Source organism: Pseudonocardia sp. EC080619-01, from assembly GCF_001420995.1.
Taxonomy (GTDB): domain Bacteria; phylum Actinomycetota; class Actinomycetes; order Mycobacteriales; family Pseudonocardiaceae; genus Pseudonocardia.
Genome location: NZ_CP012184.1, coordinates 5,685,335 through 5,709,280, shown reverse-complemented (window position 1 = coordinate 5,709,280; position 23,946 = coordinate 5,685,335). Strand labels below are relative to the sequence as shown.

At 75.4% G+C, this 23,946-nt stretch carries 24 protein-coding genes; 6 read left to right on the top strand and 18 right to left on the bottom strand.

What is annotated here, in order from left to right; genetic code table 11:
* Positions 1 to 43 precede the first annotated feature (43 nt).
* The gene (locus tag AD017_RS26230) at positions 44 to 493 is read right to left on the bottom strand and encodes an NfeD family protein (RefSeq protein ID WP_010224359.1); all 450 of its coding nucleotides are present in this window, start codon (positions 491 to 493) and stop codon (positions 44 to 46) included.
* A gap of 81 nt (positions 494 to 574) precedes the next feature.
* Positions 575 to 1,429: a DUF3097 domain-containing protein gene (locus AD017_RS26225; protein ID WP_050802182.1), complete on the bottom strand. Its 855-nt coding sequence runs from the start codon at positions 1,427 to 1,429 to the stop codon at positions 575 to 577.
* 146 nt (positions 1,430 to 1,575) lie between these two features.
* Between AD017_RS26225 and AD017_RS26220 the strand changes: the two genes are divergently transcribed.
* Positions 1,576 to 2,373: a hypothetical protein gene (locus AD017_RS26220; protein ID WP_060575893.1), complete on the top strand. Its 798-nt coding sequence runs from the start codon at positions 1,576 to 1,578 to the stop codon at positions 2,371 to 2,373.
* Positions 2,374 to 2,385: 12 nt separating this feature from the next.
* Here AD017_RS26220 and AD017_RS26215 read toward each other — a convergent pair whose 3' ends face one another.
* Positions 2,386 to 3,270 carry a LysR family transcriptional regulator gene (locus AD017_RS26215; protein ID WP_060575892.1) on the bottom strand — a complete coding sequence of 295 codons (885 nt, stop codon included), beginning with the start codon at positions 3,268 to 3,270 and terminating at the stop codon, positions 2,386 to 2,388.
* A 71-nt stretch (positions 3,271 to 3,341) separates the two neighbouring features.
* Here AD017_RS26215 and AD017_RS26210 point away from each other — a divergent pair, with 71 nt between their 5' ends.
* Positions 3,342 to 4,577 (top strand): FAD-binding oxidoreductase, encoded by a 1,236-nt coding sequence (locus AD017_RS26210; protein WP_060575891.1) that lies wholly within the window; start codon positions 3,342 to 3,344, stop codon positions 4,575 to 4,577.
* Between the two features lie 76 nt (positions 4,578 to 4,653).
* Here AD017_RS26210 and AD017_RS26205 read toward each other — a convergent pair whose 3' ends face one another.
* Positions 4,654 to 5,178, bottom strand: a complete 525-nt coding sequence (locus tag AD017_RS26205; RefSeq protein WP_145982605.1) for a hypothetical protein — start codon at positions 5,176 to 5,178, stop codon at positions 4,654 to 4,656.
* A gap of 340 nt (positions 5,179 to 5,518) precedes the next feature.
* On the opposite strand from AD017_RS26205, the gene AD017_RS26200 reads away from it, so the two are divergent.
* Positions 5,519 to 6,511: an MsnO8 family LLM class oxidoreductase gene (locus tag AD017_RS26200; protein ID WP_060575889.1), complete on the top strand. Its 993-nt coding sequence runs from the start codon at positions 5,519 to 5,521 to the stop codon at positions 6,509 to 6,511.
* A 9-nt stretch (positions 6,512 to 6,520) separates the two neighbouring features.
* Here AD017_RS26200 and AD017_RS26195 read toward each other — a convergent pair whose 3' ends face one another.
* Entirely contained in the window at positions 6,521 to 7,486 is a 966-nt protein-coding gene (locus AD017_RS26195; protein ID WP_010233393.1) for a DUF418 domain-containing protein, read from the bottom strand.
* Positions 7,487 to 7,737: 251 nt separating this feature from the next.
* Between AD017_RS26195 and AD017_RS37280 the strand changes: the two genes are divergently transcribed.
* Positions 7,738 to 8,943 carry a tyrosine-type recombinase/integrase gene (locus tag AD017_RS37280; protein WP_060575888.1) on the top strand — a complete coding sequence of 402 codons (1,206 nt, stop codon included), beginning with the start codon at positions 7,738 to 7,740 and terminating at the stop codon, positions 8,941 to 8,943.
* A gap of 12 nt (positions 8,944 to 8,955) precedes the next feature.
* On the opposite strand, the gene AD017_RS26185 is transcribed toward AD017_RS37280, so the two are convergent.
* Entirely contained in the window at positions 8,956 to 10,563 is a 1,608-nt protein-coding gene (locus tag AD017_RS26185; RefSeq protein WP_060575887.1) for a sodium:alanine symporter family protein, read from the bottom strand.
* Between the two features lie 137 nt (positions 10,564 to 10,700).
* Between AD017_RS26185 and AD017_RS26180 the strand changes: the two genes are divergently transcribed.
* The gene (locus tag AD017_RS26180; RefSeq protein WP_060575886.1) at positions 10,701 to 11,339 is read left to right on the top strand and encodes a bifunctional 2-polyprenyl-6-hydroxyphenol methylase/3-demethylubiquinol 3-O-methyltransferase UbiG; all 639 of its coding nucleotides are present in this window, start codon (positions 10,701 to 10,703) and stop codon (positions 11,337 to 11,339) included.
* A gap of 10 nt (positions 11,340 to 11,349) precedes the next feature.
* Here the strand turns inward: AD017_RS26180 and AD017_RS26175 are convergent, their stop codons facing one another.
* The 9 genes from AD017_RS26175 to AD017_RS26135 all read right to left on the bottom strand — a co-directional run bounded on the left by AD017_RS26175 (position 11,350) and on the right by AD017_RS26135 (position 19,479).
* Entirely contained in the window at positions 11,350 to 12,408 is a 1,059-nt protein-coding gene (locus AD017_RS26175; protein WP_060575885.1) for a ferrochelatase, read from the bottom strand.
* A 44-nt stretch (positions 12,409 to 12,452) separates the two neighbouring features.
* Positions 12,453 to 13,229 (bottom strand): enoyl-ACP reductase FabI, encoded by a 777-nt coding sequence (fabI, locus tag AD017_RS26170; RefSeq protein WP_010225228.1) that lies wholly within the window; start codon positions 13,227 to 13,229, stop codon positions 12,453 to 12,455.
* Positions 13,230 to 13,266: 37 nt separating this feature from the next.
* Positions 13,267 to 13,977 (bottom strand): 3-oxoacyl-ACP reductase FabG, encoded by a 711-nt coding sequence (gene fabG, locus AD017_RS26165; protein WP_060575884.1) that lies wholly within the window; start codon positions 13,975 to 13,977, stop codon positions 13,267 to 13,269.
* Between the two features lie 68 nt (positions 13,978 to 14,045).
* Positions 14,046 to 15,035 (bottom strand): VWA domain-containing protein, encoded by a 990-nt coding sequence (locus AD017_RS26160; protein ID WP_010225225.1) that lies wholly within the window; start codon positions 15,033 to 15,035, stop codon positions 14,046 to 14,048.
* The gene (locus AD017_RS26155; RefSeq protein WP_060576622.1) at positions 15,032 to 15,985 is read right to left on the bottom strand and encodes a DUF58 domain-containing protein; all 954 of its coding nucleotides are present in this window, start codon (positions 15,983 to 15,985) and stop codon (positions 15,032 to 15,034) included. Before AD017_RS26155 ends, AD017_RS26160 begins: the two co-directional genes overlap by 4 nt.
* Positions 15,982 to 17,130 (bottom strand): MoxR family ATPase, encoded by a 1,149-nt coding sequence (locus AD017_RS26150; protein WP_060575883.1) that lies wholly within the window; start codon positions 17,128 to 17,130, stop codon positions 15,982 to 15,984. The genes AD017_RS26155 and AD017_RS26150 overlap by 4 nt, the downstream gene beginning before the upstream one ends.
* Positions 17,131 to 17,202: 72 nt before the next feature.
* Positions 17,203 to 18,345: a M20/M25/M40 family metallo-hydrolase gene (locus AD017_RS26145; protein WP_082398976.1), complete on the bottom strand. Its 1,143-nt coding sequence runs from the start codon at positions 18,343 to 18,345 to the stop codon at positions 17,203 to 17,205.
* 85 nt (positions 18,346 to 18,430) lie between these two features.
* Positions 18,431 to 18,709, bottom strand: a complete 279-nt coding sequence (locus AD017_RS35525) for a hypothetical protein (RefSeq protein ID WP_060575882.1) — start codon at positions 18,707 to 18,709, stop codon at positions 18,431 to 18,433.
* A gap of 17 nt (positions 18,710 to 18,726) precedes the next feature.
* A complete protein-coding gene (locus AD017_RS26135; protein ID WP_010229696.1) occupies positions 18,727 to 19,479 on the bottom strand; it encodes a sulfite exporter TauE/SafE family protein in 753 nt (250 codons plus the stop codon).
* Positions 19,480 to 19,586: 107 nt separating this feature from the next.
* Here AD017_RS26135 and AD017_RS26130 point away from each other — a divergent pair, with 107 nt between their 5' ends.
* Entirely contained in the window at positions 19,587 to 20,234 is a 648-nt protein-coding gene (locus AD017_RS26130; RefSeq protein ID WP_060575881.1) for a TetR/AcrR family transcriptional regulator, read from the top strand.
* Positions 20,235 to 20,363: 129 nt separating this feature from the next.
* Here AD017_RS26130 and AD017_RS26125 read toward each other — a convergent pair whose 3' ends face one another.
* Genes AD017_RS26125 through AD017_RS26115 form a run of 3 tightly spaced genes read right to left on the bottom strand, consistent with a single transcriptional unit; the run spans position 20,364 to position 23,767 of the window.
* Complete coding sequence (locus AD017_RS26125; RefSeq protein WP_060575880.1) at positions 20,364 to 21,656, bottom strand: RNA polymerase sigma factor; 1,293 nt, start codon at positions 21,654 to 21,656, stop codon at positions 20,364 to 20,366.
* A gap of 5 nt (positions 21,657 to 21,661) precedes the next feature.
* Positions 21,662 to 22,030, bottom strand: coding sequence for a YciI family protein (locus tag AD017_RS26120; RefSeq protein WP_010229691.1), 369 nt, complete (start codon positions 22,028 to 22,030; stop codon positions 21,662 to 21,664).
* 30 nt (positions 22,031 to 22,060) lie between these two features.
* Complete coding sequence (locus AD017_RS26115; RefSeq protein ID WP_349675490.1) at positions 22,061 to 23,767, bottom strand: ABC-F family ATP-binding cassette domain-containing protein; 1,707 nt, start codon at positions 23,765 to 23,767, stop codon at positions 22,061 to 22,063.
* Positions 23,768 to 23,946: the final 179 nt, after the last annotated feature.

Below are 23,946 nucleotides of genomic sequence, written 5' to 3'. Positions count from 1 at the left end.
GCTCACGTACGCCCCGGAGTCCCCGGGGCTCGATCGCCGGCGCTCAGGACGCCGGCAGTTCCCCCCGGCCGGTCACGAGCACGGCAGCGCCGGTGACCTGCAGGACGGTGACGGTCGTGCCCGCCTCGAGGACCTCGCGCCCGTCCATCGAGCGGGCCGACCAGACCTCCTTGCCGATCCGGACCTGGCCGCCCTCGCCGTCGACCCGCTGGACGACCTCGGCGGCGGAGCCCACGAACCGGTCCTGGTGGCGTTCCAGCGACCCCATCCGTTCCTGCAGCTTCCGTTTCGCGACCGGCCGGACGGCCAGCAGCAACAGCACGGACACGATCGCGAACAGTCCCGCGCTCGGCAGCAGCCCCAGTCCGAGCGCGGCGCCCCCGGCCGCGGCGAGCGCACCCCCGCCGAGCATCACCAGGAACAGCTCGCCGGACACGAACTCCGCCCCGACCAGGACCACCCCGACGAGCAGCCAGATCAGTGCCGGTGTCATGCGTCCAGGGTGCCAGAATCGGACATTCGGCGGCGCGGATCCACCGTCGGTTGGCCTGATCGTTATTGGGGCGCAGCCGGTTCAGGCCCTCGCGTCCGGTTCCTCGATCGCCGTCACGAAGTCGATCAGCCGCTCGACGGCCCCGATCATCGGCGACTCCAGGTCGCGGTAGCTCGAGACCGCGCCCAGCACCCGGCGCGCGCCGTCCGCGGGCTCGCCCCAGCCGAGCCGGGCACACACCCCGGTCTTCCAGTCCGTCCCCCGCGGGATCACCGGCCACTCCCGGATCCCGACCACGGACGGTTTCACCGCCTGCCACACGTCGACGTACGGGTGACCGGTGACGAGCACGTGGTGCTGCGCCTCCCGGGTGGCGCGGTACGCCTCGCGCGCCTGCCGGGTCTCCTTGGTGCCCTCGACGAGGTGGTCGACCAGGATCCCGAGACGGCGGTGCGGCCCGGGTGCGAAGTCGCGGACGGCGGCGGCCAGGTCGTCGACGCCGTGCAGGGGTTCGACGACGACACCCTCCACCCGCAGGTCGTGCCCCCACACCTGCTCGAGCAGGTGGGCGTCGTGCAGGCCCTCGACCCAGATCCGGGCGGCGCGGGCCGTGCGGGCCCGGTGGCCCGCGACGTGCACCGACCCCGACGCGGACAGCGTCCGTCCGGCCGGCGCGGCCTTCGGGCGCACCAGCGTGGCCGGAGCGCCCTCGAACAGGAACGCCGCGGGCCGCAGCGGGAAGATCCGCCGCCCGCCGAAGCGGTCCTCCAGCGTCACCTCGGACCCCGTGATCCCGACGACCGCTCCGCAGAACCCGCTCGCCGGGTCCTCCACGACGAGGCCGGGCTCGGCCGGGACCTCCGCGACGCGGGACGGGCGCGCGGCACGGGTGCCTGCGGCGTCGAACGCGCCGCGGTAGTCGTGGGTCCGGCTCATGGTCGTCGAGTATCGCCGCGGGACCCGCCCGTCACCGGTGTACGACACGCCCACCCGGTCGTGGTCACACCCCGCTGACTCGCGGGCACTCAGCGTCACCCTCCTGCCGGGTGTGCGCGGCGCCCACGATCGTTAGCCTGACGGCCGTGTCCAGTGCCTCCGCGACCCTTGCCGTCTGGGCCTCGGCCTGGCTGGCCGGGACCGCCGCCCCCGACGACGTCCTCGACGCGCTCGCGCCGTGGTCGGAGGCGCACGACGTCCTGGCCGCCGACGACGGGACGGCTGCCCTGACCGACCTGCCCGGCCCCGGTACGACCCCGACGTCGACCACGCTGCTGCTGGCCGCCGTCCGCCGGGCGGCGCCGCGCGGGTCGGCCCGGGTCGTGCTGCCCGCCCCCGGTGACGTGCGCGGGCTGCCCGGCCCCGGCCCGTTCTCCCGCGAGGCGACGACGGCCGGCGAGGGCGTCCTGTTCCCGGACGCCGGGCTCGGCGTCGTCCCGTCCCCGATCGCCGACGGCGTCGTCCGCTGGACCGTCCACGCGGTGCCGGACAGCGGGCCGGTGCCGGAGTACGTGGCGCTGAACGAGGCCGAGCGGGACCTGCGCGGACAGGTCCGCAACGCCGCGGCGGCGCTGTCCTACATGGGCGTCGCCCGGCACCGGCCGGGTGTGCGCGAGGAGATCGCCGCGGCGCTGCGCGGCCGGCCGCGTGCACTGTGGCCGGACGGCATGCCGCCGCAGGCGCTGCGGGTGCTCCAGCAGGCCGACGAGGTCGACGCGATCCTCTCCGCCGCGAACGGCGACGCCCCGGGCGGGGCGCTGTCGGCGTCGGCCGCGGTGGCCCGCTCCGACGCGCTGCGGCCGATCGCGTCGGCGGTCCGGGTGGCACGGCGCGCCGCCGTCGCCGAGGCCGTCCGCGTGCTGGTGTCGGTCCCCCGCACCTGAGCGGCTGCGGGGTCAGCCGAGCAGCCGGTCGAGCAACGCGCGCGCGGCGGGTCCCCCGGGCCCGCCCGAGCGCCACACCAGGTGCAGCCGGGTCCGCACCTCCGGTTCGAGCGCCAGCGCCGCCGGCGGCCGCTCCAGCGCCTGCACCGCGGCGGCCCGCAGCGCCGGTGCCGGGACGACGGCCGTCCCCGCCCCACGGGCGGCGAGGCGCAGCAGCAGGTTCATCGCACCGGACTCGAACGTCACCCGGGCGGTCAGGCCGTGCGCCGCGAGCGCGCCGTCCAGCGCGGTGCGCAATCCGTGGCCGCGGGGCAGGCAGATCAGCGGGCGCCGCACCAGCTCGGCGAGCGGGAGCACCGCGTCGCCGGCGACGGCGTCGTCCGCGGCGACAGCGGCGACCAGCTCGGACTCGACCAGCACCCGGCCGTCGAGCCCGTCGGGCGGTGCGGTGGGGAACCCGAGGACCGCCAGATCGACGCGCCCGGCACGCAGATCCGTGACGAGCTCGTCGGTGGTGCCCTCGCGCAGTGTCACCTCGACCCCGGGGTGCTCGGCGGCGAAGTCGCCCACCGGGTCGGCGAGCACGGTGTCGGGCAGCGAGCTGGCCATCCCCACCGCGACCCGGCCCTGCACGAGCCCGCGGAGGGCGGCGACGGCGTCCCGGGCTCCCTCGACGGCGGCCAGCGCGGCCCGGGCGTGCGGCAGCACCGCCCGTCCTGCCTCGGTCGGCACGACGGCACGGGGACCGCGTTCGAGGAGGGTCTCCCCCAGCTCCCGTTCCAGCTGCCGCAGCTGCGCGCTCACGCCGGGCTGCGCGACGTGCAGCGTCTCCGCGGCCGCAGTGACGGTGCCCTCGTCGACCACGGTGACCAGGTAGCGCAGATGCCGCAGTTCCATAACCGCGAATGCTAGCGGCTAGACGAATCAGCTCTTCGACTTATGCCGCTCGGCGTCGCAGGCTCGTTGCCATGACCACGACGACACAGTCCCTGCACACCGCTCTCTCCGCCCGCGTCACCGGCCGGGTCGTCACCGGCGCCGCGCCGGGCACCTGCTTCCAGACCGGGACGGCGCACCGGTCCGAGGTCACCGTCGCCGCCGGCGGTCCCGCGGACGTCGCCGCCGTGCTCGACGTCGCCGACCGGCACGGCGCGCCGGTGACGGTGCACGCGTCGGGCCACGGGCTCCGGGTCCCCGCCGCGGGCGGGGTCCTGCTCGACACCTCGGCGATGAGCGGGGTCGGTGTCGACCCGGCGACGGCGTCGGCACGGGTCGGGGCCGGCGCGACCTGGGCGGACGTGGCGGCCGCGGCGGCACCGCACGGCCTGCGGGCGCCGAGCGGCAGCGCCCCGTCGGTCGGGGTGGCCGGGTACCTGTCCGGCGGCGGTCTCGGCCTCGCCGTCCGGTCCGACGGCTGGGCGGCCGACCACGTGCGGTCGATCGAGGTGGTGGACCGCGACGGCGTCCGCGAGGTCACGGGCGGGGAGGTCTTCACGCGGCTGCGCGGGACCGGTCCGCGGTCCGGGGAGGTCGTGACCGCGGTGACGATCGGCCTGCTCCCCGCGGACCCCCTCACCGGTGGCGGGCTGGTGACGGTCCTCGGCCCCGCCGACGAGCCCGGCGACCCGGCTCCGCTGCACGCCTGGGCCTCGTGGACGGCCGGGTTGCCCGACGCGGTGACGTCCGGCGTCTCGGTCGTGCCCTACCCGGACCTGCCGTTCCTGCCGCCGCACCTGCGCGGGCGCCGGGTGCTGCGGGTCGGCGTCACCGTCAGCGGGACGACCGCCGAGGCCGACCGGTGGCTCGCGCCGCTGCGCGCGGCCGTCGGCTGGGACGACGACACGGTCGGACCGCTCGATCCCGTCGACTCCGCGCGGGTGTACGCCGAGCCGGAGTTCCCGCACGCCTACCTGGGCGACTGCGTCCTCGTCGACGGGCTCGACCCGGCCGCCCTCGACCGGGTCGCGACCCGCACCGGCCCGATGGCGGTGACCGGGATCCGGCACCTCGGCGGGGCGGCGGGCCGGGCCCCGCGGGTCCCGGACTCGGTGCGGGGCCGCGACGCGGCGTACCTGGTGAACGCCCTGGCCCCCTTCGGCGACGGGGCGGTGGACCCCGCCACGGCCCGCACGGAGGTGACCCGGATCCTCCACCCCTTCACCGCCACCGGCACCCACCCCGCATTCCGCTTCGGCCCCGCCTGACCGGACCCCGGTGATCACGGATCGGGAAGGGAACCGGCCGCATACGGCCACCCTGCTTCCCGATCCGTGATCACCGTCAGTGGAGTGCGGCTTTCAGGACGATGATTCCGATGCCCAGCAGGACCGAGCCGGCGACGGCAGCGATCCGGACCGGCAGTGGCCGGTGCGAGCCGCGGCCCTCGAGGACGCTGCACACCGTCAGCGTGAGGACGCCCGCCCACAACGCGATGTCGATGCCGGTCTGCACGGTGGAACCCGCCAGGTCCACGAGCAACAGGATGCCCCCCGCCAGGACACCGGGCGCCGCCGCCGCCGAACTCGCACCGAGCTCGTCCCGCACCTCGGTCCACGGGACCGCACGCACCGACGCGAGCGAGGCCGAGAGCAGACCCGCGTACGCCTCCCCGAAGAAGACCACCAGACCCGTGCCTGCCACCGTGCCGACCGCCGCCACCAGCGTCGTCTCCCGGTCACCGAGGTAGACGAGCACCGCCATCGCGAAGATCGACCCGGTCAGCAGGGACCGGACCCTGGCCCGGGCGAGCGGTCCGAGCTCACCGGCGGGGGCCACGTCGCCGTGGCCGCTCGGGATCGCGTCCATACCGGCCCCTCCGCTGCCGAACCCGGTCCGGTCGCAGGTCATCGTGGTCGGCCCACCGGGTCGGCGGATCACCTGCGGCGGGTGAGACCGTGCGCCGGTCCGGGCCGCTCCCCCGGCGGGGCCGTACCCGGCCGCCCCTGCGACCATGCTGATCGGGGGCCGTGAGGCCGCGCCCCGTGAGTGGCGTCCGGCGGCACCCACGTGGCTCCGTCCGCCGGATTGACCCCGCCGGGGTGCGGGCCCAGGATTCGCCTGCCGTCCGTGCCACCGCACCCCGCGCCCGGCCGCCCGAGGAGCACCGCTGTCCACGATCCCGCTGTCCTGCCTGGACCTGTCCCCGGTGCGGCCCGGTGGGTCCGCCGCCGACGTCGTCGACGGCGCGATCACGATGGCCCAGCACGCCGAGTCGCTCGGGTTGCTGCGCTACTGGGTCGGTGAGCACCACCTCACCCCCGGACTCGGTTCGACCAGCCCGATGGTCCTGCTCTCGCACCTCGCCGCCCGCACCGGGCGGATCCGCCTCGGCGTCGCCGCGACACCGGTCGCCCACCACCCGCCCCTGCGGCTCGCCGAGGACTCGCTGCTCCTCTCCGCGCTCTCCGGCGGCCGGACCGACCTGGGGCTCGGCCGGTCCGACGCCGACCGCATCCCGCGCACCGTGGGTGGCGACCAGGACCGCTCCCGGGTCGAGGCCCGGCTCCTGGAACGCGGGCTGGGCACCTTCTCCGGGCGCTGCGACCAGCTGCTGCGGCTGCTCGACGGGAAGGAGCCGGGGCTGCACGGCGATCCGGTGCGACTGCTCGACGCCGTCCCGCCGCAGGTCTGGGTACACGCGACGGCGGCCGGGGAGAGCTCCGGCTACGCGGCGCGGTCCGGACTGCCGCTGGGCATCGCCTACTTCGCCCGCCCGACGACGGCGCTCGAGGCCGTCGACGACTACCGCGCGCGGTTCACCCCCGGCCCGTACCGGGACAGGCCGCACGTGGCCGTCGCGGTGTCGGCGCTCGCCGCGCGCACCGGGGCGGAGGCCGCTGATCTCACCGCCGGGTACGACGTCTGGCTGCGTGGTCTCGACCGGGACCGTGGGCCGTCCTACCACCCGACGGCGGACGAGCGCGCCCTCATGCCGCCACTGGACACCGACGACGCCGTCGCCCTGGAGGACCGGCTGCGGACCCGGGTCACCGGCACCCCGCGCGCCGTGGCCGAGCGGCTGGCCGCGATCGTCGACGCCGTCGAGGCCGACGAGCTGGTGGTCGAGACGGTGGCGCCGACGCTGGAGGACCGGCTGCGGTCCACCGAACTGATCGCCAGGGCCTGGCGGGAGGTCTGAGACCCGGACTCACGACGACGGCGCCGTCGTGGTCCGCCGCCACGAGCCCCAGGTCACCACCCGCCACAACCACTCGACCGGCCCCTGGTCCGCCCGGCGCAGCCAGAACCGGCAGGCCACGGACTGCGCGGTGACGACGGCGACCGCGAGCCCGAGTGCCGCGGGCAGGTTCCCGGATCCCGGCAGCGCGAGCAGGGCTCCGACCGGCACCACGACCAGCGACGCCGTCAGGTAACAGGTCAGCGCCATCCGGCCGAGCGGGGCGAACACCGCGGACACCGCCCGGCGCAGCGGACCGGACAGGACCAGCGCAACCGCCAGGACGTACACGACCGCCAGCGCGAACCCGGCCCGGCCGCCGGCGACGGTGAAGCGAGGGTCGCCCGGTTCGAGGATCTGCAGGTACAGCGCCACAGCGGCGACCGGCACGGCGATCGCCATGGCCCACCACACCGGGGGCCCGGCCCGCTCCAGCACGGCCGGCACCCCGTAGGCCGCACCGGCCGCACCGATCAGGAACAGGCCCGGGGTCTCCAGCACCGAGCTCCCCGCCACGGCGACGACGACGGCCGTGGCCACGACCCCCAGGGCGAGCTGGACCGCGCGGGGCACCAGGAGGACCACCGGGAGGACCACCAGCCCGACGACCGCGTAGACCGTGAGGATCTCACCGGGATACACGAGCTGGTGCAGCAGACCGATCCCGAGCAGGGCGAGCAGCCTGCGCAGCAGGGGTGGCCACGGCGAGCGGCCGCGGTCGAGGGCGGAGCGGGCGACGAGGAACATCCCGGCGCCGAACAGCACCTCGAAGATCGGGACGAGGCGCCCCTGCACGAGGAGGTCGAGCCCGGTGCGCAGCGGCGCCGACCCGGCCCCGACCGGATCGAGCAGGAGCATGTCCGGCACGTTGACCAGGACGATCCCGGCGATCGCCATTCCGCGCAGGACGTCGAGGACGCGCAGCCGCTCGCTCACGGGACGCCCACCCCCGGTACGGGCAGGACGGCGGTGCGGCTCACGATGGACTCTCCCGTTCGGACGGTGACCGGACCCGCGCAGCATGATCGGCGCGCCCGGGCGCGCGGATCGGCCGTCCGGTGGAAACGGGCCGTGGGGGCTCGGCCGAAAGTCCGATCACCCCGTCCTCCGCCGTCCTCACGGATCACGGACCCGGCCCGGGCGTGGGAACACCTGCCGGCGCGCGACCGGTGGGAGCATCACCTCCGATGGCCGATCCCACCCCGTCCGCCGCGCTGACCGTGCTCACCGCGCTGCCCGCGCGTCCGGCCCCGGAGGTCCCCGGCCCGCACGACGACGGCGCCGGCGCCGACTGGCCGGGCGTCGACGACCCCGCGGAGCTCCGGACGCTCGTCGCCCGCTGGCTCGCCGGGTACGGGACGGCCCAGACCCGCCGCACCTACGCCTACGCGCTCGGCCTGCCCCCGGAGTGGGCCGACGCCGTCACCGGTGTGCCGCGGCCGGAACGGCCGGGGCACGGCCGCACTCCCCCGCCGGCCCGCCGCGGGCGGCTGCACCGCCTCGCCTTCTTCCGGTGGTGCGCAGGTCACCGGCTCGACCCGCGTGCGGTGACGGCCGCACACGTCACGACCTGGCTGCACGCTCTGGACGCGGCGGGCGCCGGCAAGCGCACCCGCGCGCGGATGCTGTCGACGGTGTCGGCGTTCTACGCGTTCCTCGCCGAGGAGGGCGTGCTCGGCGGCAACCCGGCCGCGCTGCACCGCGGCCGGCTCGGACTGGCGGGCACGTCCCGCGACCCGTCGCCGACGATCCGGCTCACCGCCGGCCAGGTGCGGGAGCTCTGGACGGCCGCCGCGGACCTTCCGAACCGCACCCGGCACCGCGAGCTGTACGCGGCCCGCGCCGTCGCCTTCGTCGCGCTGCTCTGCCTGGGGCTGCGGATCTCCGAGATCACCGGCCTCGACCGCGACGATCTCGTCGTCTCCGGCGGTGAACGGCTGCTGCGGGTGCGGGGCAAGGGCGGCACCGTGCGGGAGGTCTTCCCCGGCGACGCCACGATCGACGCCCTCACCGGCTACCTGCTGCTGCGCGACCGGGAGTACGGCGACCCGCTCCCGGCCCGTGGCTCCGCCGACCGCCGGTCACCGCTGCTCGCCACCCGCGACGGCGGGCGCTGCTCGCGCCACGACCTGCACCATCTGCTGCGCCGCATCGCCCGGGCGGCCGGGCCCGCGCTCGCCGACGTCGCCGAGCGGATACATCCGCACACGTTGCGGCACGCCTACGTCACCCTCGCCCTGGAGGCGGGCGCCCCGATCCAGCACGTGCAGGCCGACGTCGGGCACGCCAGCATCGCCACCACCCGGCACTACGACCGGTCGCTGCGCTCCCGGTCCGGGAGCGCAGCGGACCTGGTCACCGGGCTCGTCACCGATCCACGACCGGACCGGTGACGGGCCGGGCCCTCACAGCATGGAACGTTCGGAGGGCTCCACCTCGGTGATCTCGCCCTGCCGCAGCCGCTCCCGGAAGGCGCGCACCTCACGCTTCACGATCGGGGCCAGCAGGTAGAGGCCGATGATGTTGAAGACCGCCAGCAGGAACAGGACGGCGTCGGCGAAGTCCAGCACGCTGCCCAGCGTCAGCACCGAACCGACGATCACGAACAGGCAGAAGACGGTCTGGTAGATCCGCTCGCTGACCTGGCTCTTCCCGAACAGGTAGGTCCAGGCCTTCTGGCCGTAGTACCCCCACGTGATGATCGTCGAGAGCGCGAACAGCAGCACTGCCAGCGCCAGCACGTACGGGAACCACGGGAGCACGGTCGCGAACGCGTCCGAGGTCACGAGCACGCCGTCCGGTACGTCGTCGCCGCCGCTCGCGAACGCCGTCGCCCGGGCCTCCGCCCAGAACGGCGTACCCGCGATCACGATGGTCAGCGCCGTCATCGTGCAGATGAGCACGGTGTCGACGAGCGGCTCGATCATGGCCACATAGCCCTCGGTCGCCGGGTGGCGGGTCCGCACGGCGGAGTGCGCGATCGGGGACGATCCGAGTCCGGCCTCGTTGGAGAACGCCGCCCGCTGGAAACCGACGATCAACGCGCCGATCGCGCCGCCCACCACGCCCTCGGCGCTGAACGCACCGGCGAGGATGAGCCCGATCGCGGAGGGCACCTGGGCGATGTTCACGGCGATGACCACGAGGCAGGCCGCCACGTAGATGATCGCCATCGCGGGGACGAGGCGGCCGGTCACGGCGCCGATCGACCGGATCCCGCCGAACACGACCGCGCCGACCACGAGCGCGAGCAGCACGCCGAAACCGAGTGCGGCGCCGCTGCTGCCGAGCATCCCCGACTCGCCGCCGGTCACCTCGCGCAGCTGGGCGAAGGTCTGGTTGGCCTGGAACATGTTCCCGCCGGCCACGCCGAAGAAGAGGATCATGACAGCCGCACCCGCGGCCAGCACCTTGCCCAGCCCCCGGCCGAAGCCGTTCGGGATCCGTTCGGCGACACCGAGCCGCAGGTAGTGCATCGGTCCGCCGGAGACGGTGCCGTCGGCGTGCATCTCCCGGTACTTCACGCCGAGGGTGCACTCCACGAACTTCGTCGCCATGCTCAGCAGCCCGGCGACGATCATCCAGAACGTCGCACCCGGGCCGCCGATGGTCACCGCGACACCGACACCGGCGATGTTGCCCAACCCCACCGTCCCGGACAGCGCTGACGCGAGCGCCTGGAAATGGGTGATCTCCCCCGGCTCGTCCTTGCGGGTGTAGCGGCCGCGCACGATCCGCACCGCGAGTGCCAGGCTCCGGAACTGCACGAATCCGAAGTACACGGTGAAGATCATTCCGGCGAGGATCAGCCAGGCCACGATCCACGGGAAGCTGATCCCGAAGACGGTCACCTCGTAGAACACGATGCTCGACAGACCCGAGGAGATCGGGTCGAACACGGTGTTCACGGCGTTCTCGATGCTCTCGAGGACCCCGGCCGGTGGCGGGGCGGCGGCGAGCACGTCGGCGGGTGGAGAGCTCGTGGCCGCACCCGGGGGAAGCACTGTCGTCATGATCCGGCACCTCACCCGAAAGACGGACAAAAGGCAATGGAAGACGCAAACGGTTACGCGGTCGTCACCCGGCGACTTGACCTCGACCCGGCTTCAGCTCGCAGGCTGGCCGGGATCCGTTCGAGGAGGAGGACACCATGGACGTCACCCCGCCGGTCGCCCGGTTCGAGCAGGCCTACCGCGACGGCGACCCGCCCTGGGTGATCGGCGAGCCGCAGCCCGCGGTCGTCGCACTCGCCGACGCGGGCGCCTTCACCGGAGCCGTCGCGGACCTCGGCTGCGGTACCGGCGAGCACACGATCCTGCTGGCCCGCCGCGGGTACGACGTCGTCGGCGCGGACGGCTCCGCCGCCGCCGTGGAGCGGGCCGGGGCCCGCGCCGCGGCGGCCGGCGTCACCGCCCGGTTCACCGTCGCCGACGCCCTCGACCCGGCCGGGCTGGGGCCGTTCGACACGGTCCTGGACAGTGCCCTGTTCCACGTGTTCGACGCCGGCGACCAGGCCCGCTACGCCCGCGGGCTCGCGGGGATCGTGCGGCCGGGCGGCGTCGTGCACCTCCTGGCGCTGGCCCGGACCGGCGCGGACGCCGAGTTCGGGCCGGTCATCGACGAGTCGGAGATCCGCACCGCCTTCACCGGGCCGGCTTGGTCGGTGGAGTCGGTCGGCCGCACCACCTACCGCGGTGTCGTCACCCCGGACCTGGCGGCGTCCTACGGCGAGCCGGCGGGCACCCGGGTCGACGTGCCCGCGCACCTCGCCCGCATCGTGCGCGCCTGACGGCCCGGGTTCAGCTCGGCCGGGCCGGACGGCGCTGCGGGACGCAGCAGTCCACCGCGCACGGCGCGCCGTCGCGGGTGCACCCGGCGGCGGGGACGACGCCCAGCCGGGGCGCGTCCGCGCCGTCGGTGTGCTCGCGGACCAGCGCGATCACCATGTCGGCGAACCGCGGGTCCGGGCCGGCGGTCGCGGCGCGGGCGAAGCCCATGCCGTGCTCCGCGGCCCGCTCGGCGGCCTCGTTGTCGAGGTCCCAGATCACCTCGACGTGGTCGGAGACGAACCCGACCGGCGCGACGACGACCGCCGGGACGCCCTTGGCGTGCAGGTCGTCGATGTGGTCGACGATGTCGGGCTCCAGCCACGGCACCTGCGGCGGGCCGGACCGCGACTGCCAGACGACGTCGAAGTCGTCGACACCCAGCTCGGCCGCGACCAGCGCCGACGTCTCGGCGACCTGGCGGGAGTAGCGGTGCCCGCCCTCGGCGGGGGTGCCCGCGGCCGCGTCGGCGGAGTTCGGGATCGAGTGCGCGGTGAAGACCAGGCGGGCGTGCTCGCGCTGGTCGTCGTCCAGGCCCAGCAGCGCGGCCCGGACGGCGTCGGCGTTGGCCCGCACGAAGTCCGGGTGGTCGTGGAAGTGCCGCAGCTTCACCAGCTCCGGTGCCACGTCGCCGACCGCGTCGCGGGACCGGGCGATGTCCTCGTGGTACTGCCGGCAGGCCGAGTAGCCGCCGTAGGCACTGGTGGCGAACACCAGTGCCCGCCGGACGCCCGCCCCGGCCATCTCACGGACGGTGTCCTCGGCGAACGGGTGCCAGTTGCGGTTGCCGAAGTACACCGGCAGCTCGGTGCGGGCGGCGATCGCCTCGACGAGCTCCCGGTTGCGGGCGTTGATCGGCGAGACGCCCCCGAAGTGCTGGTAGTGCTCCTCGACGGCGTCGAGCCGCTCCGGCGGGACCCCGCGGCCCCGGGTCACGTTCTCCAGGAAGGGACGGACCTCGTCGGGGGCCTCGGGACCGCCGAAGCTGAGCACCAGGATGGCGTCGGGGTCGGTGCAGGGGTGTTCGGGCACGGGTCCGATTATCGACCCCGGCCCCGGCGCCCGCGCGCCCGGCGTCAGACGCCGACCGCGTGCACCCCGCCGTCGGCCATCACCATCGAGCCGGTGGTGGTCGGCATCCAGTCCGACAGCACCGCGCAGACGGTCTTCGCGACCGGCACCGGGTCGTTCATGTCCCAGCCCAGCGGGGCACGCTTGTCCCAGACGTCCTCGAACGCGCCGAAGCCGGGGATCGACTTGGCTGCCATCGTCTTCACCGGCCCGGCGGCGACCAGGTTGACCCGGATCCCGTCCTTGCCCAGGTCGCGGGCCAGGTAGCGGGTGACGGACTCGAGCGCCGACTTCGCGACGCCCATCCAGTCGTAGGCGGGCCACGCCTGCCGGTTGTCGAAGTCCATCCCGACGATCGAGGCGCCCGGCCCCATCAGCGGCTTGCACGCCATGGCCAGCGACTTCAGCGAGAAGGCGCTGACCTGGATCGTGGTGGCGACGTCCTCCCACTCGGCGGTGAGGAACGCGCCCTCGCCGAGGGCACCGGCCGGCGCGAACCCGATCGAGTGCAGGACGCCGTCGAGGCGCGGGTCGTCACCCAGGTGCGGGCGTACCCGGTCGGCGAGCGAGTCCAGCTGCTCCTGGTCCGACACGTCCAGCTCGACCACCGGGGCCGGCTTCGGCAGCCGCTGCGCGATCCGCTCGACGAGGCGCATCCGGCCGAACCCGGTGAGCACCACCTCGGCACCCTGCTCCTGGGCGATCTTGGCGGAGTGGAAGGCCAGCGACGCGTCGGTGATCACTCCGGTGATCAGCAGGCGCTTGCCGTCGAGCAGTCCCATGTCGTCCTTTCGGGGTGGTGGCGCGGGTTCGGGGTGTCTAGTGGCCCATGCCGACGCCGCCGTCGACCGGGACGACCGCCCCGGTGACGTAGGCCGCGCCGGGCGAGGCGAGGAAGGTGACGACCGAGGCGATCTCGGCCGGCTCGGCGTAGCGGCCCAGCGGCACGGAACCGAGGATCTCCTCGCGGCGCTTGTCGGACAGCGCGCGGGTCATGTCGGTGTCGACGAACCCGGGGGCGACGACGTTCGCCGTGATACCCCGGCTGCCGAGCTCGCGGGCGACGGAACGGGCGAGACCGACCAGCCCGGACTTGGACGCCGCGTAGTTCACCTGGCCCGCCGAGCCGGACAGCCCGACGACCGACGAGACGAAGACCATCCGGCCGGCCTTGGCCTTCAGCATGCCCCGCGAGGCGCGCTTGGCGACCCGGTAGGCGGCGGTCAGGTTGGCGTCCACGACCCCGGTGAACGACTCCTCGCTCATCCGCATGAGCAGGCCGTCGTCGGTGATCCCGGCGTTCGAGACGAGCACCTCGATCGGGCCGTGCGCGGCCTCGGCCTCGGTGAAGGCGGCGTCGACCGACTCGGCGTCGGTGACGTCGCAGTGCACCGGGAGCAGGCCGTCGGGCACCCCGTCCTTGCCGGAGCGATAGGTCACCGCCACCTGGTCGCCCTGGGCGGCGAACGCCTGGGCGATCGCCAGGCCGATGCCGCGGTTTCCTCCGGTCACGAGCACGCTGCGTCCCACGGGGGCAGAACCTAACGCACTACCGGCCGGTACCGGCGGAGATCACCACGGGACATGGCTCACCCGCGTCACGGCAGCCGCCGCCCGAGCAGGATCCCGGCGCCGAGCCCGCCGATGAGCAGCAGCACCCCGCCGATCATCCAGGGTCTGCTCGCGTCGACCTCGCGTTCCTCGTAGCCGAGCTCCTCGGACAGGTCCGAGTAGACCGCGCGCAGCTCCGACTCGGTGGCGGCGGTGAAGAACCGGCCGCCGGACAGCGACGCGATGCGCTCCATCGACGCGTCGTCGACGGCGACCGGGGTGCGCCCGCCGTCGAGCTCGATCGAGCCGTAGCTGGTGCCGAAGGAGATGGTCGAGACCGGGATGCCGCGACGCTGGGCGTCGGACGCGGCGGTGAAGGAGCCGCGGGGCTCGTTCTCGCCGTCCGGGCCGGGGACGGTCTGGGTGCCGTCGGAGAGCAGCACGACCCGGGCCGGCGGCGGCGTCCCCTGCTGGTCCGGCCCGCCCTGCAGCGACCGGGAGAACGTGTCGATCGACTGCATGGCGGTGAAGATCGCCTCGCCGGTCGCGGTGGACTCGGCGAGCTGCAGGTTGTCGACGCCGTTCTTCACCGCGTTGCGGTCGGTCGTCGGCGAGACCAGCACGGCGGCCGTCCCCGCGAACGAGACGAGACCCAGGTTGACGCCCGGGGTCAGCTGGTCGGCGAACTGCTTGGCCGCGGCCTGCGCCGCCGCCAGCCGGGTCGGGGCGACGTCGGTGGCCTTCATCGACAGCGACACGTCGATCACCAGCATCACCGTGGCCCGGTTGCGCGGGACCTTCGCCATCGCCTGCGGGCCGGCCAGCGCCACCGTCAGCACCGCGAGCGCGGCGATCATCGCGATCGCCGGGAGGTGCCGCCACCGGCCGGGGCGCTCCGGCGCCACCGTCTCCAGCAGCTCCAGGTTCGTGAACCGGACGACGTCGCGGCGACGCCGGCGCAGCAGCCAGACGTAGCCGGCGACCAGCCCGGCGACGGCGAGGAGACCGAGCAGCCACCAGGGGCTCGCGAACGTCATGCGGGCCTCCCCGCGCGCGGCGTCGCCCCGCCGCCGGACCAGGCGTGCTTGCGGGCCACGGCGAACCGGACGATGTCGGCGACCCAGTCCCGGTCGGTGCGCAGCGTCAGGTGCGCGGCGCCGCAGCGGCGCAGCGCGGCCGCGACCCGGTCCCGGTGCGCCGACGCGGCGGCGGCGAACTCGCGGCGCAGCAGCGGCGTCGTCGCGACCTCGCGCTGGCGCCCTGTCTCCGGGTCGGCGAGCACGACCGTGCCGACGTCGGGCAGCTCCAGCTCCCGCGGGTCGACGACCTCGATCGCCAGCAGGTCGTGCCGCCCGGACAGCGCCCGCAGCGAGCGCTCCCACACCGGCTCGCCGAGGAAGTCCGACACCACCGCGACGAGGCCCCGGCGGCGGGGCGGGCGGCGCAGCTGGTCGAGCGCCGCGGTCAGGTCGCCGCGCACCCCCTCCGGGGCGGGCGGGGCGGTGGCGACCCGGCGGACCAGGCCGCGGGCGTGCACCAGGCCGCCGCGCGCGGGCAGCCGCATCGTCTCGGCCCCGTTCGCGACGACGGCGCCGAGCCGGTTCCCGCCGCCGACGGTGAGCTGGGCGACGGCGGTGAGCCCGGCCAGGGCGAGGTGGCGCTTGTCGGTGTCGGCGGTGCCGAAGTCGATGCTGCGGGACAGGTCGACGACGGCCCAGGTCTCCAGCTCCCGGTCGGCGACGGTCTCCCGGACGTGCGGGCTGGTGGTGCGGGCGGTGACCGACCAGTCCATCCGGCGGACGTCGTCACCGGGCTGGTAGGCGCGTGCCTCCCCCGGCTCGCTGCCGGGGCCGGGGAGCAGGCCGATGTGGTTGCCCTGCAGCAGGCCGTCGAGCCGCCGGCGGACGGTCAGCTCCAGGGTGCGCAGCGACGCCTCCAGCCGGGCGAGATCGGCGGTCGCGCCGCCCGCCGGCTCCCCCGCCGTCACGCCGGGCCACCTGCCGGGCCGCTCGCCGCACCGGTGCCGGGACCGGCCTGGTCCGGGCCGCCGGCCTGCGGCCACGCCGGACCGGCCGGTGCCGCAGCGGGCGCGGGCGCCGTGCCCGGACGGGCACTGACCTGCGGCAACGGCACGGTCTGCAGGACACGGGAGACGATGTGGTCGACCGGCACCTGGTCGGCGACGGCGTCGTAGGACAGCACGAGACGGTGCCGCAGCACATCCGGCGCGACCTCCAGCACGTCCTGCGGCAGCACGTAGTCCCGGCCCCGGACCAGCGCGAGCGCGCGGGCGCCTGCCACGATGCCCAGCGACGCCCGCGGCGAGGCGCCGTAGGCGATCCAGGACGCGACGTCGGAGAGCCCGTGCTCACCCGGGAGCCGGGTCGCGACGACCAGCCGGACGACGTAGTCGACCAGGGCGTGGTGCACGAAGACGTCGGCGGCGGTGCGCTGCAGCCGCACCAGCTCGGCGGGGCTGAGCACCTGGGTGGGCTCCGGCGGGGTCGCCCCCATCCGGTAGATGATCTCCCGCTCCTCCTCGACGCCCGGGTACTCGATCAGGAGCTTGAACAGGAAGCGGTCGCGCTGCGCCTCGGGCAGCGGATAGACGCCCTCGTTCTCGATCGGGTTCTGGGTCGCGAGCACGAGGAACGGGTCGGGCATGGGGTGGTCGCGGCCGCCGAGGGACAGCTTCCGCTCGGCCATGACCTCCAGCATCGCGGACTGGACCTTCGCCGGTGCACGGTTGATCTCGTCGGCGAGCACGAAGTTCGCGACGACCGGGCCGAGCTCGATGTCGAACTCCTCGCGGCCCTGCCGGTAGATGCGGGTGCCCAGGATGTCGGCGGGCACCAGGTCCGGGGTGAACTGCAGCCGGGAGAAGCTGCCGCCGACCACCCGGGCGAAGGTCTCGACCGCCAGGGTCTTCGCGACGCCCGGGACACCCTCCAGCAGGAGGTGCCCCTTGGCCAGCAGGCCGACGAGCATCCGTTCGACCAGGCGGTCCTGGCCGACGATCACCCGCTTCACCTCGAGCACCGCGCGCTCGAGCCGCTCGGCGTCCCGCGCGGGGGTGGCCGGGGAACCGGCCGCGGAGGTGTCGTCGGTGGCGTTCGGCCCAGTCGTGCTCACCGTGCCATCCCACCGCGCGTCCCGTGTGACGCCGGTGAAAGCACCGGTTCCCCCTCGCCCGGCCGGGTGGGATCAGGCGAGTGCGTGCAGCAGCGCCGCGGTCAGGGCCGTCTGGCGGACCATCCCGGAGACCAGTGCGTGCTCGTGCCGGGCGTGCGCCCCCGCACCCAGCGCGCCGAGACCGTCCAGGACGCCGACGTCGCGCACGGAGAGGAAGTTCGCGTCGCTGGCCCCACCGACGGCGATCTCGGGCAGGTCCACCCCGATCCCGGACGCCGCCGACCGCGCGATCCCGTACAGCTCGGCCGTCCGCGGGGTCCGCTCCATCACGGGCCGGTTCCACTCCCCCGAGATCCGCAGCGCCGCCGCCGGGTCGGCCGGCCGCAGCTCCGCGAGCACCCGTTCGATCCGGGTGATCTCCTCCGCGCTCGACACCCGGACGTCGACCTCGCCCCAGGCGCGCCCTGCCGTGACGTTGGACCGGCTCCCGCCGCCCACCACGCCGACGTTCACGCTGGTCCCGGCGTCGAGGTCGCGGGCGCCGTGCAGGGCCAGCACCACCCGGGCGAGCTCGTCGACGGCGCTGGTCCCGGCGGTCGGGTCGAGCCCGGCGTGCGCCTCGACGCCGTCGACGTCGACCCGGAACATCCCGACGCCCTTGCGCGCGGTCTTCACCTCACCGCCCGGACCGGCGGCCTCGAACACCAGTGCCGCGCGAACGCCGTCCGCGGCCCGTTCGATGACCGGGCGCGACGCCGGGGAGCCGATCTCCTCGTCCCCGGTCAGCAGCAGGCGCAGCGGCGGGAGCGCCAGCCCCGCGCCGCGGGCGATCCGGATCGCCCACAGCGCCTGCACCAGGCCGGCCTTCATGTCGAAGACACCGGGGCCGGTGATCCGTTCGCCGTCGACGGCGAACGGCATGCCGGCCAGTGTCCCGACCGGCCAGACCGTGTCGTAGTGCGCGAGCAGCAGCACCGGCGCGGCGGACGAGCCCGCGAGGTCCAGCACCCGGACGTCGCCGTACGGACCGCCGTCGACCGACTCCGACGACGACGCGGGCCCGCACCGCTCGGCGACCAGGCCGTCCAGCCAGGCCAGGCCCTTCTCCAGACTGGGGCGGTCGTCGCTCGGTGTCTCGATCTCGACGTAGCCGCGCAGGTCGTCGAGCATCGACGGCAGGGCCGCCTCCGCGGCGTCGAGCAGGGCGTGCGTCACGCGGTCTCCTCGCGGGGGTCGTCGGTCGGAGCATCATGCTCGCACCACCGGGGCGGTGCGGCGCACGGAACGACCCGAACGGGGATCAGCGCTGTGCCGGATCCTGCTCGACGAACCGCAGGGTCATCGCGAGGTAGTCGCGCAGGGCGACGGTGCGGGGAGCGCGCCGGTGCCGCGCCCAGATCGCGTTCGCCTCGGCCGGGCCGAGCCCGCGGGCGTGCGCGACCGCGGCCCGCGCCTCGGCGCCGCCGATCTCCCGCCCGGCCAGCGCCGCGAACGCGACGGCCAGCTCGGCGGCCCGCTCGTCCTCCACGTGGCCGGTCCCCTCGCTCGGTGTGCCGGTGACCAGCAGAGCACGGGCCACCGACAGTCACCGCCGGGTCACTCCAGAAGCAGGAACACGATCGCCGTCACGCCGATCACGACGATGATCCCGCGCAGCACGGTGGGCGGGAGCCTGCGCCCGATCCGGGCACCGAGCAGCCCGCCGACGATCGAGCTCGCGGCGATGATCCCGATGACCGCCCAGTCCACCGGCGCGACGACCGCGTAGATGATCCCGGCGACCAGGTTCACCACCGACGACAACGCGTTCTTGAAGGCGTTGAGGCGCTGCAGCGGGTCCGCGACGAGCAGCCCCAGCACCCCGACGAGCATGATCCCCTGGGCGGCGGTGAAATAGCCGCCGTAGATCCCGATGAGGAACACGGCCAGGTAGACCAGCGGGGACGACGTCCGGTCCGGCCGCTCCCGGTTCCGCAGCCGCCGGGCGATGAGGGGCTGCACCGCGACCAGGACGACCGACAGGCCGACGAGCACGGGGACGATCGACTCGAACGCGTCCGGCGGCAGTGTCAGCAGCAGCGCGGCACCGACGATCGCGCCGAGGAGCGAGGCCACCGCGTAGCGCGCGAGGCGCCGGCCGTGCCCGGCCAGCTCGGCGCGGTAGCCGACCGCGCCGGTGATGCTCCCGGTGATGAGACCGACCGCGTTCGACGTCGTCGCGGTGACCGGCGGGAAGCCCAGCGCGACGAGCACCGGGAAGGTCACCAGCGTCCCGGAGCCGACCACCGTGTTGATCAACCCGGCCCACAGCCCGGCCAGCGCGATGACCGCGACCTCCCACCACTCCATGACCGCCACCCTACGAAGCGGCCGTTGCGCGACGGGACGACCGGTCGTGCGTAAGGCGTACGCCACAGGCGTAGGCCCCTCCACGCACCGCGTGTCATGATCATCTCGTGACCGCCGACCTGCGCTGGGCCGCGCCGCCCGCCCCCGCCCGGCCGTCGCTGGACCGGGCGACGATCGTGTCCACGGCGCTGGCGGTCGCCGACGCCGACGGGCTGGCCGCCCTCTCGATGCCCCGCCTCGCCCGCGAGCTGGGGACCGCGCCGATGTCGCTGTACCGGCACGTCCCCGGCAAGGAGGCCCTGGTCGACCTCGTACTGGACGAGGCACTCGGCGCACCGCCCGAGCTGGCCGGACGGTCCCTGCGGGCGGGCTGCGAGCGGTGGGCGACGGCGCTGCGCGACGTGCTGGCCGAGCACCCGTGGGCGGTGCCGCTGATGGCGGGCGACCGCACCGCCGGGCCGGCCGAGTGCGGGTGGGCGGAGGCGCTGCTCGCGCACGCCGTCGACCGCGGCCGCCCGCTTCCCGAGGCGGTGGAGGTGCTGCACCTGGTGCACGGCTACGTCCGCGGTGCGGCCGCGCTCGCCGGGGACCGGCTCCCCACCGCCCACGACCTGGAACGCTCCGGCCGGTCCGACGGGCTGCCGGTGCTCGCGCGGCTGCTCGGCGGGGCGGCGGTCCGCGGGCCCGGTGGCGCGGAGCCGCTGTTCGACAGCGGCCTGCGCCGGACACTCGACGCCGTCGAGCCCGCACCGTGACCGGACGAGCCGGCGGACCGGCTGGGCGGCGCCGGGTTCACGGTGCGGAGCCGGACCGTCCGTGCGGCGCGGGCCGGTGAGCGGACACCACACACCGTCGTCCCGGCCCGCCGCGACGGCTGACGCCGGTCACCCCGTCGTTCCGGGGACCTCCGGGACCTCCGGGACCTCCGGGACCTCCGGGTCGCTCGCGGCGACGAGCGCGGAACGGCGCCGCTCCAGGAACCGCCGCTCCGTCGGGTTCGTCGTCAGTTCCAGCGCCGTCCCGTAGGCCGCGGCGGCCTCGCCGCTCCGCCCCAGCCGGGCCAGCAGGTCGGCCCGCGCCGCCGGGAGGTACGGGTAGCCCGCCAGCCCCGGCGCGAGCCCGTCGATCTCGCGCAGGACCGCCGCCGGATCGGCATCGGGCAGGCGCCCGCGGACGACGGCCCGGTTGAGGGCGACGACCGGGGACGGCCAGACCGCCAGCAACGCGTCGTAGGTCCGTGCCAGCTGGGCCCAGTCGGTGTCCGCCCAGCTCGGGGCCACCGCGTGCAGACCGGCGACCGCGGCCTGCAACGCGAACCTGCCGTGCGGCGGGCCCGTCCGCAGCGCCGCGGTGGTGTGCGCGAGCCCCTCGGCGGCCAGGCGCCGGTCCCAGACCGACCGGTCCTGGTCGGGGAGCAGGACGAGGTCCCCGCCGTCGTCGGTGCGGGAGCCGCCGCGTGCCTCGGTGAGCAGCACCAGACCGAGCAGCGCGCGCGGGCCGGGCTCGCCGGGCAGCAGCCGGACGAGCATCCGCGCCAGCCCGGTCGCCCGTCCGGTCAGGTCGGTGTCGGCGAGACGCTCACCGGACCCGGTGTGCCCGGCGGTGTAGGCGAGGTGCACGACGGTCAGCACGGTGTCGAGACGGGCGGGCAGCTCGTCGTCGGGCGGGACGCGGAACGGGATCCGGGCGGCGGCGATCTTGTGCTTGGCCCGGGTGATCCGCCGTGCGACGCCCGCCTCCCCGCTCAGCATCACCGCGGCGATCGAGGGGACGTCGAGCCCGCACACCAGGCGCAGGGTCAGCGCGACCTGCGACTCGCGGGCGAGCGCCGGGTGGCAGCAGGTGAACACCAGGCGCAGCGGATCGGTGGGTGCGCCGTCGTCGCTGCCGTCGTCGCTGCCGCCGCCGGGCGGGGGCTCGACGAGCAGCGGGAGCTTCCGCCGCATCGCCGTGTCCCGGCGCAGCCGGTCCAGAGCGATCCGGCGGGCGGTCGTGGTGAGCCAGCCCGCCGGGTTGTCCGGGACCCCGTCCGGCCAGCTGCGCAGCGCCCGCTCGAACGCCTCCTGCGCGCAGTCCTCGGCCAGGTCGAGGTCCCGGACGGACCGGGCCGTGGCGGCGACGACCACCCGCCACGACTCCCGGTACGCCCGCCGGACGGCCGTCGCGGCGTCCGGCACCGTGGTCAGCCGGTGCCGCCGTCGTCGGGCAGGTCCATGACCGGGCGGACCTCGACGTTCCCGGCCGGGCACACCGCGGCCAGCCGGAGCGCCACGTCGAGGTCCGGCGCCTCGATCACGTAGAAGCCGCCCAGTGCCTCCTTGGTGTCGGCGAACGGGCCGTCCGTCACCAGGGGGTCGCCGCCGGAGGCACGCCGCACGGTGCTCGCGGTGGCGGAGCGCTCGAGCGCCTCCCCGCCGACGACCTCCGCGCCGGCCTCGCGCACGGCCGCCATGAACTCCTCGTGCAGCCGGACCTCGTCGGCGACGCCCTGCTCGTCGGCGGTGTCGTACCAGTCCTCGGCGTCGTACATCAGGAACACGTAGCGGGCCATCGGTGGATCCTTCCCTCGTTCTCGGTGCGGTCACCCTGCTGACGAACGGGCCGGGCCGGATCGGACACCGGTGCTCCGCCCGATTCTCCCGGTTCCCGCGCGCAGTTCCAGCCGCGGCCAGCCGGCGAGGTCGCGCAGCAGCTGCCGGTCGTGCGTCGCGACGACGACGGCGGCGCCCGTCCGCCGGAGCGCCGCGGTCAGGTCGTCCACGAGGGCCGCCGACAGGTGGTTGGTCGGCTCGTCCAGCAGGATCGTCCCGGGCCGCCCGGCCAGTGCGAGCGCGAGGTCGAGCCGGCGGCGCCCACCCTCCGACAGCCGGCCGACCGGGGTGCGCGCCGCCTCGGCGTCGAGCAGGCCGAGCGACCCGAGCGGGACGACGTCGGACTCGGCGAGCACGCCGCGGGACACCAGCCGCCCGGCGTGCGCGCGGTGCGCCTCCCAGGCGGTGCGGTCCGGGTCCTGTGCGGCGGTCTCCTGGGTGACCCGGACGACGCGGGCACCCGGCGCCGTCCGCACCTCCCCCGACGACGGCGTCAGCGCACCGGCCAGCACCGCCAGCAGGGTCGACTTCCCGGCCCCGTTCGGGCCCGTGACGAGGAGCCGGTCGCCGCCGTCGAGGGTCAGGTCGACCGGGCCGCCGAGCCGCCCGTCGACGGCGACGCCGTGCGCCCGGAGCTGCGGCGCCCCCGGCCGGACGCCGAGGTCGGGCCAGTGCAGCACCGGCGGCGGGACCGGCACGTCGAGCCGGTGCGCCTCCAGTTCCTCCTGCCTGCGGTGCAGGGCCTGGACCACGCCCGGGGCCCGGGACTGGCGCTGGTGTCGCCCGGTGCCCTTGTCGGGGCGCCATCCGGTGCTGAGCCGGTCACGGGCCTGCGACACCTGTTCCCGGAGCCGCCGGTGCTCGGCCTGCTGCTCGGCGACGTCCTGCTCCCAGCGTTCCCGTTCCCGGCGGCGGCCGTCCTGCCACGCGTCGTAGCCGCCGGCGTGCAGGTGGGCCCGCCCGTCCCGGGTGGGGTCGAGATCGAGGAAGCGGTCGGCGACGTCGCGCAGCAGGGCCCGGTCGTGGCTGACGACGGCGAGCCCACCGGGGTGCGCGCGCAGCGTCCGGGTCAGGAAGTCCAGGCCGTCGGCGTCGAGGTGGTTGGTCGGCTCGTCGAGCAGGAGCACGTCGTGCCGGGCGCCGAGCAGGCAGGCCAGCCGGACCCGGTAGCGCTGCCCCATCGACAGCGTCGTCAGCTCGCGGTCCCGGTCGGTGCAGGCACCCAGCGCGTCGAGCGCGATGTCGACGCGACGCTCGGCGTCCCACGCGTCGAGCCGGGTCGCGGCCTCGAGCGCCGCGGCGTAGCGGTCGCCGGCGGCCGGGTCGCCCGCGGCCATCGCACGGGCCGCCTCGTCGAGCGCGCCGAGCGCGCCGAGGCTCGCGGCCAGCGCCCGGCCGGTGAGGGTGCCGACGGTCTCGCCCGCTCCCGCCGGGAGCTCCTGACGGGCGAGGCCGACCGTGCCGGCCCGGCGGACGGTGCCCTCGTCGGGCCGGACGATCCCGGCGAGGACGTGCAGCAGGGTCGTCTTCCCGCGTCCGTTCTCGCCGACGACGGCGATCCGGGACCGGGCCGCGACGGTGACGGAGACGTCGTCGAGCACGCGGCGGGACCCGCGGGTCACGGACACGTTCTCGGCGCGGACGTGGGCGCTGCCGCCCGCCTCGACGGCGGGGGCGGACAGGATGGGTTCGGAGATGGGGTGCAACGATCGCTCCGCGGCTCGCAGTGGGCCGGGCAGCACGGGACGGCCGCCCGGCGGGACCGGGACGGCGGGCGCGGATCGAACGGGGAGAGGGCGCCGCCGTCAGCGGGCGGTGCGCAGCCTCTGGGCCCAGATGCCTCGTCTCATGGGAGCAGCCTAACCGCACGATCCGG

Excerpts from the sequence above, each read along its gene's own strand:
- AD017_RS26230 (WP_010224359.1), bottom strand. The coding sequence starts at position 493 with ATGACACCGGCACTGATCTGGCTGCTCGTCGGGGTGGTCCTGGTCGGG.
- AD017_RS26225 (WP_050802182.1), bottom strand. The coding sequence starts at position 1,429 with ATGAGCCGGACCCACGACTACCGCGGCGCGTTCGACGCCGCAGGCACC.
- AD017_RS26215 (WP_060575892.1), bottom strand. The coding sequence starts at position 3,270 with ATGGAACTGCGGCATCTGCGCTACCTGGTCACCGTGGTCGACGAGGGC.
- AD017_RS26210 (WP_060575891.1), top strand. The coding sequence starts at position 3,342 with ATGACCACGACGACACAGTCCCTGCACACCGCTCTCTCCGCCCGCGTC.
- AD017_RS26205 (WP_145982605.1), bottom strand. The coding sequence starts at position 5,178 with ATGGACGCGATCCCGAGCGGCCACGGCGACGTGGCCCCCGCCGGTGAG.
- AD017_RS37280 (WP_060575888.1), top strand. The coding sequence starts at position 7,738 with ATGGCCGATCCCACCCCGTCCGCCGCGCTGACCGTGCTCACCGCGCTG.
- AD017_RS26185 (WP_060575887.1), bottom strand. The coding sequence starts at position 10,563 with ATGACGACAGTGCTTCCCCCGGGTGCGGCCACGAGCTCTCCACCCGCC.
- AD017_RS26180 (WP_060575886.1), top strand. The coding sequence starts at position 10,701 with ATGGACGTCACCCCGCCGGTCGCCCGGTTCGAGCAGGCCTACCGCGAC.
- fabI (WP_010225228.1), bottom strand. The coding sequence starts at position 13,229 with ATGGGACTGCTCGACGGCAAGCGCCTGCTGATCACCGGAGTGATCACC.
- AD017_RS26160 (WP_010225225.1), bottom strand. The coding sequence starts at position 15,035 with ATGACGTTCGCGAGCCCCTGGTGGCTGCTCGGTCTCCTCGCCGTCGCC.
- AD017_RS26135 (WP_010229696.1), bottom strand. The coding sequence starts at position 19,479 with ATGGAGTGGTGGGAGGTCGCGGTCATCGCGCTGGCCGGGCTGTGGGCC.
- AD017_RS26120 (WP_010229691.1), bottom strand. The coding sequence starts at position 22,030 with ATGGCCCGCTACGTGTTCCTGATGTACGACGCCGAGGACTGGTACGAC.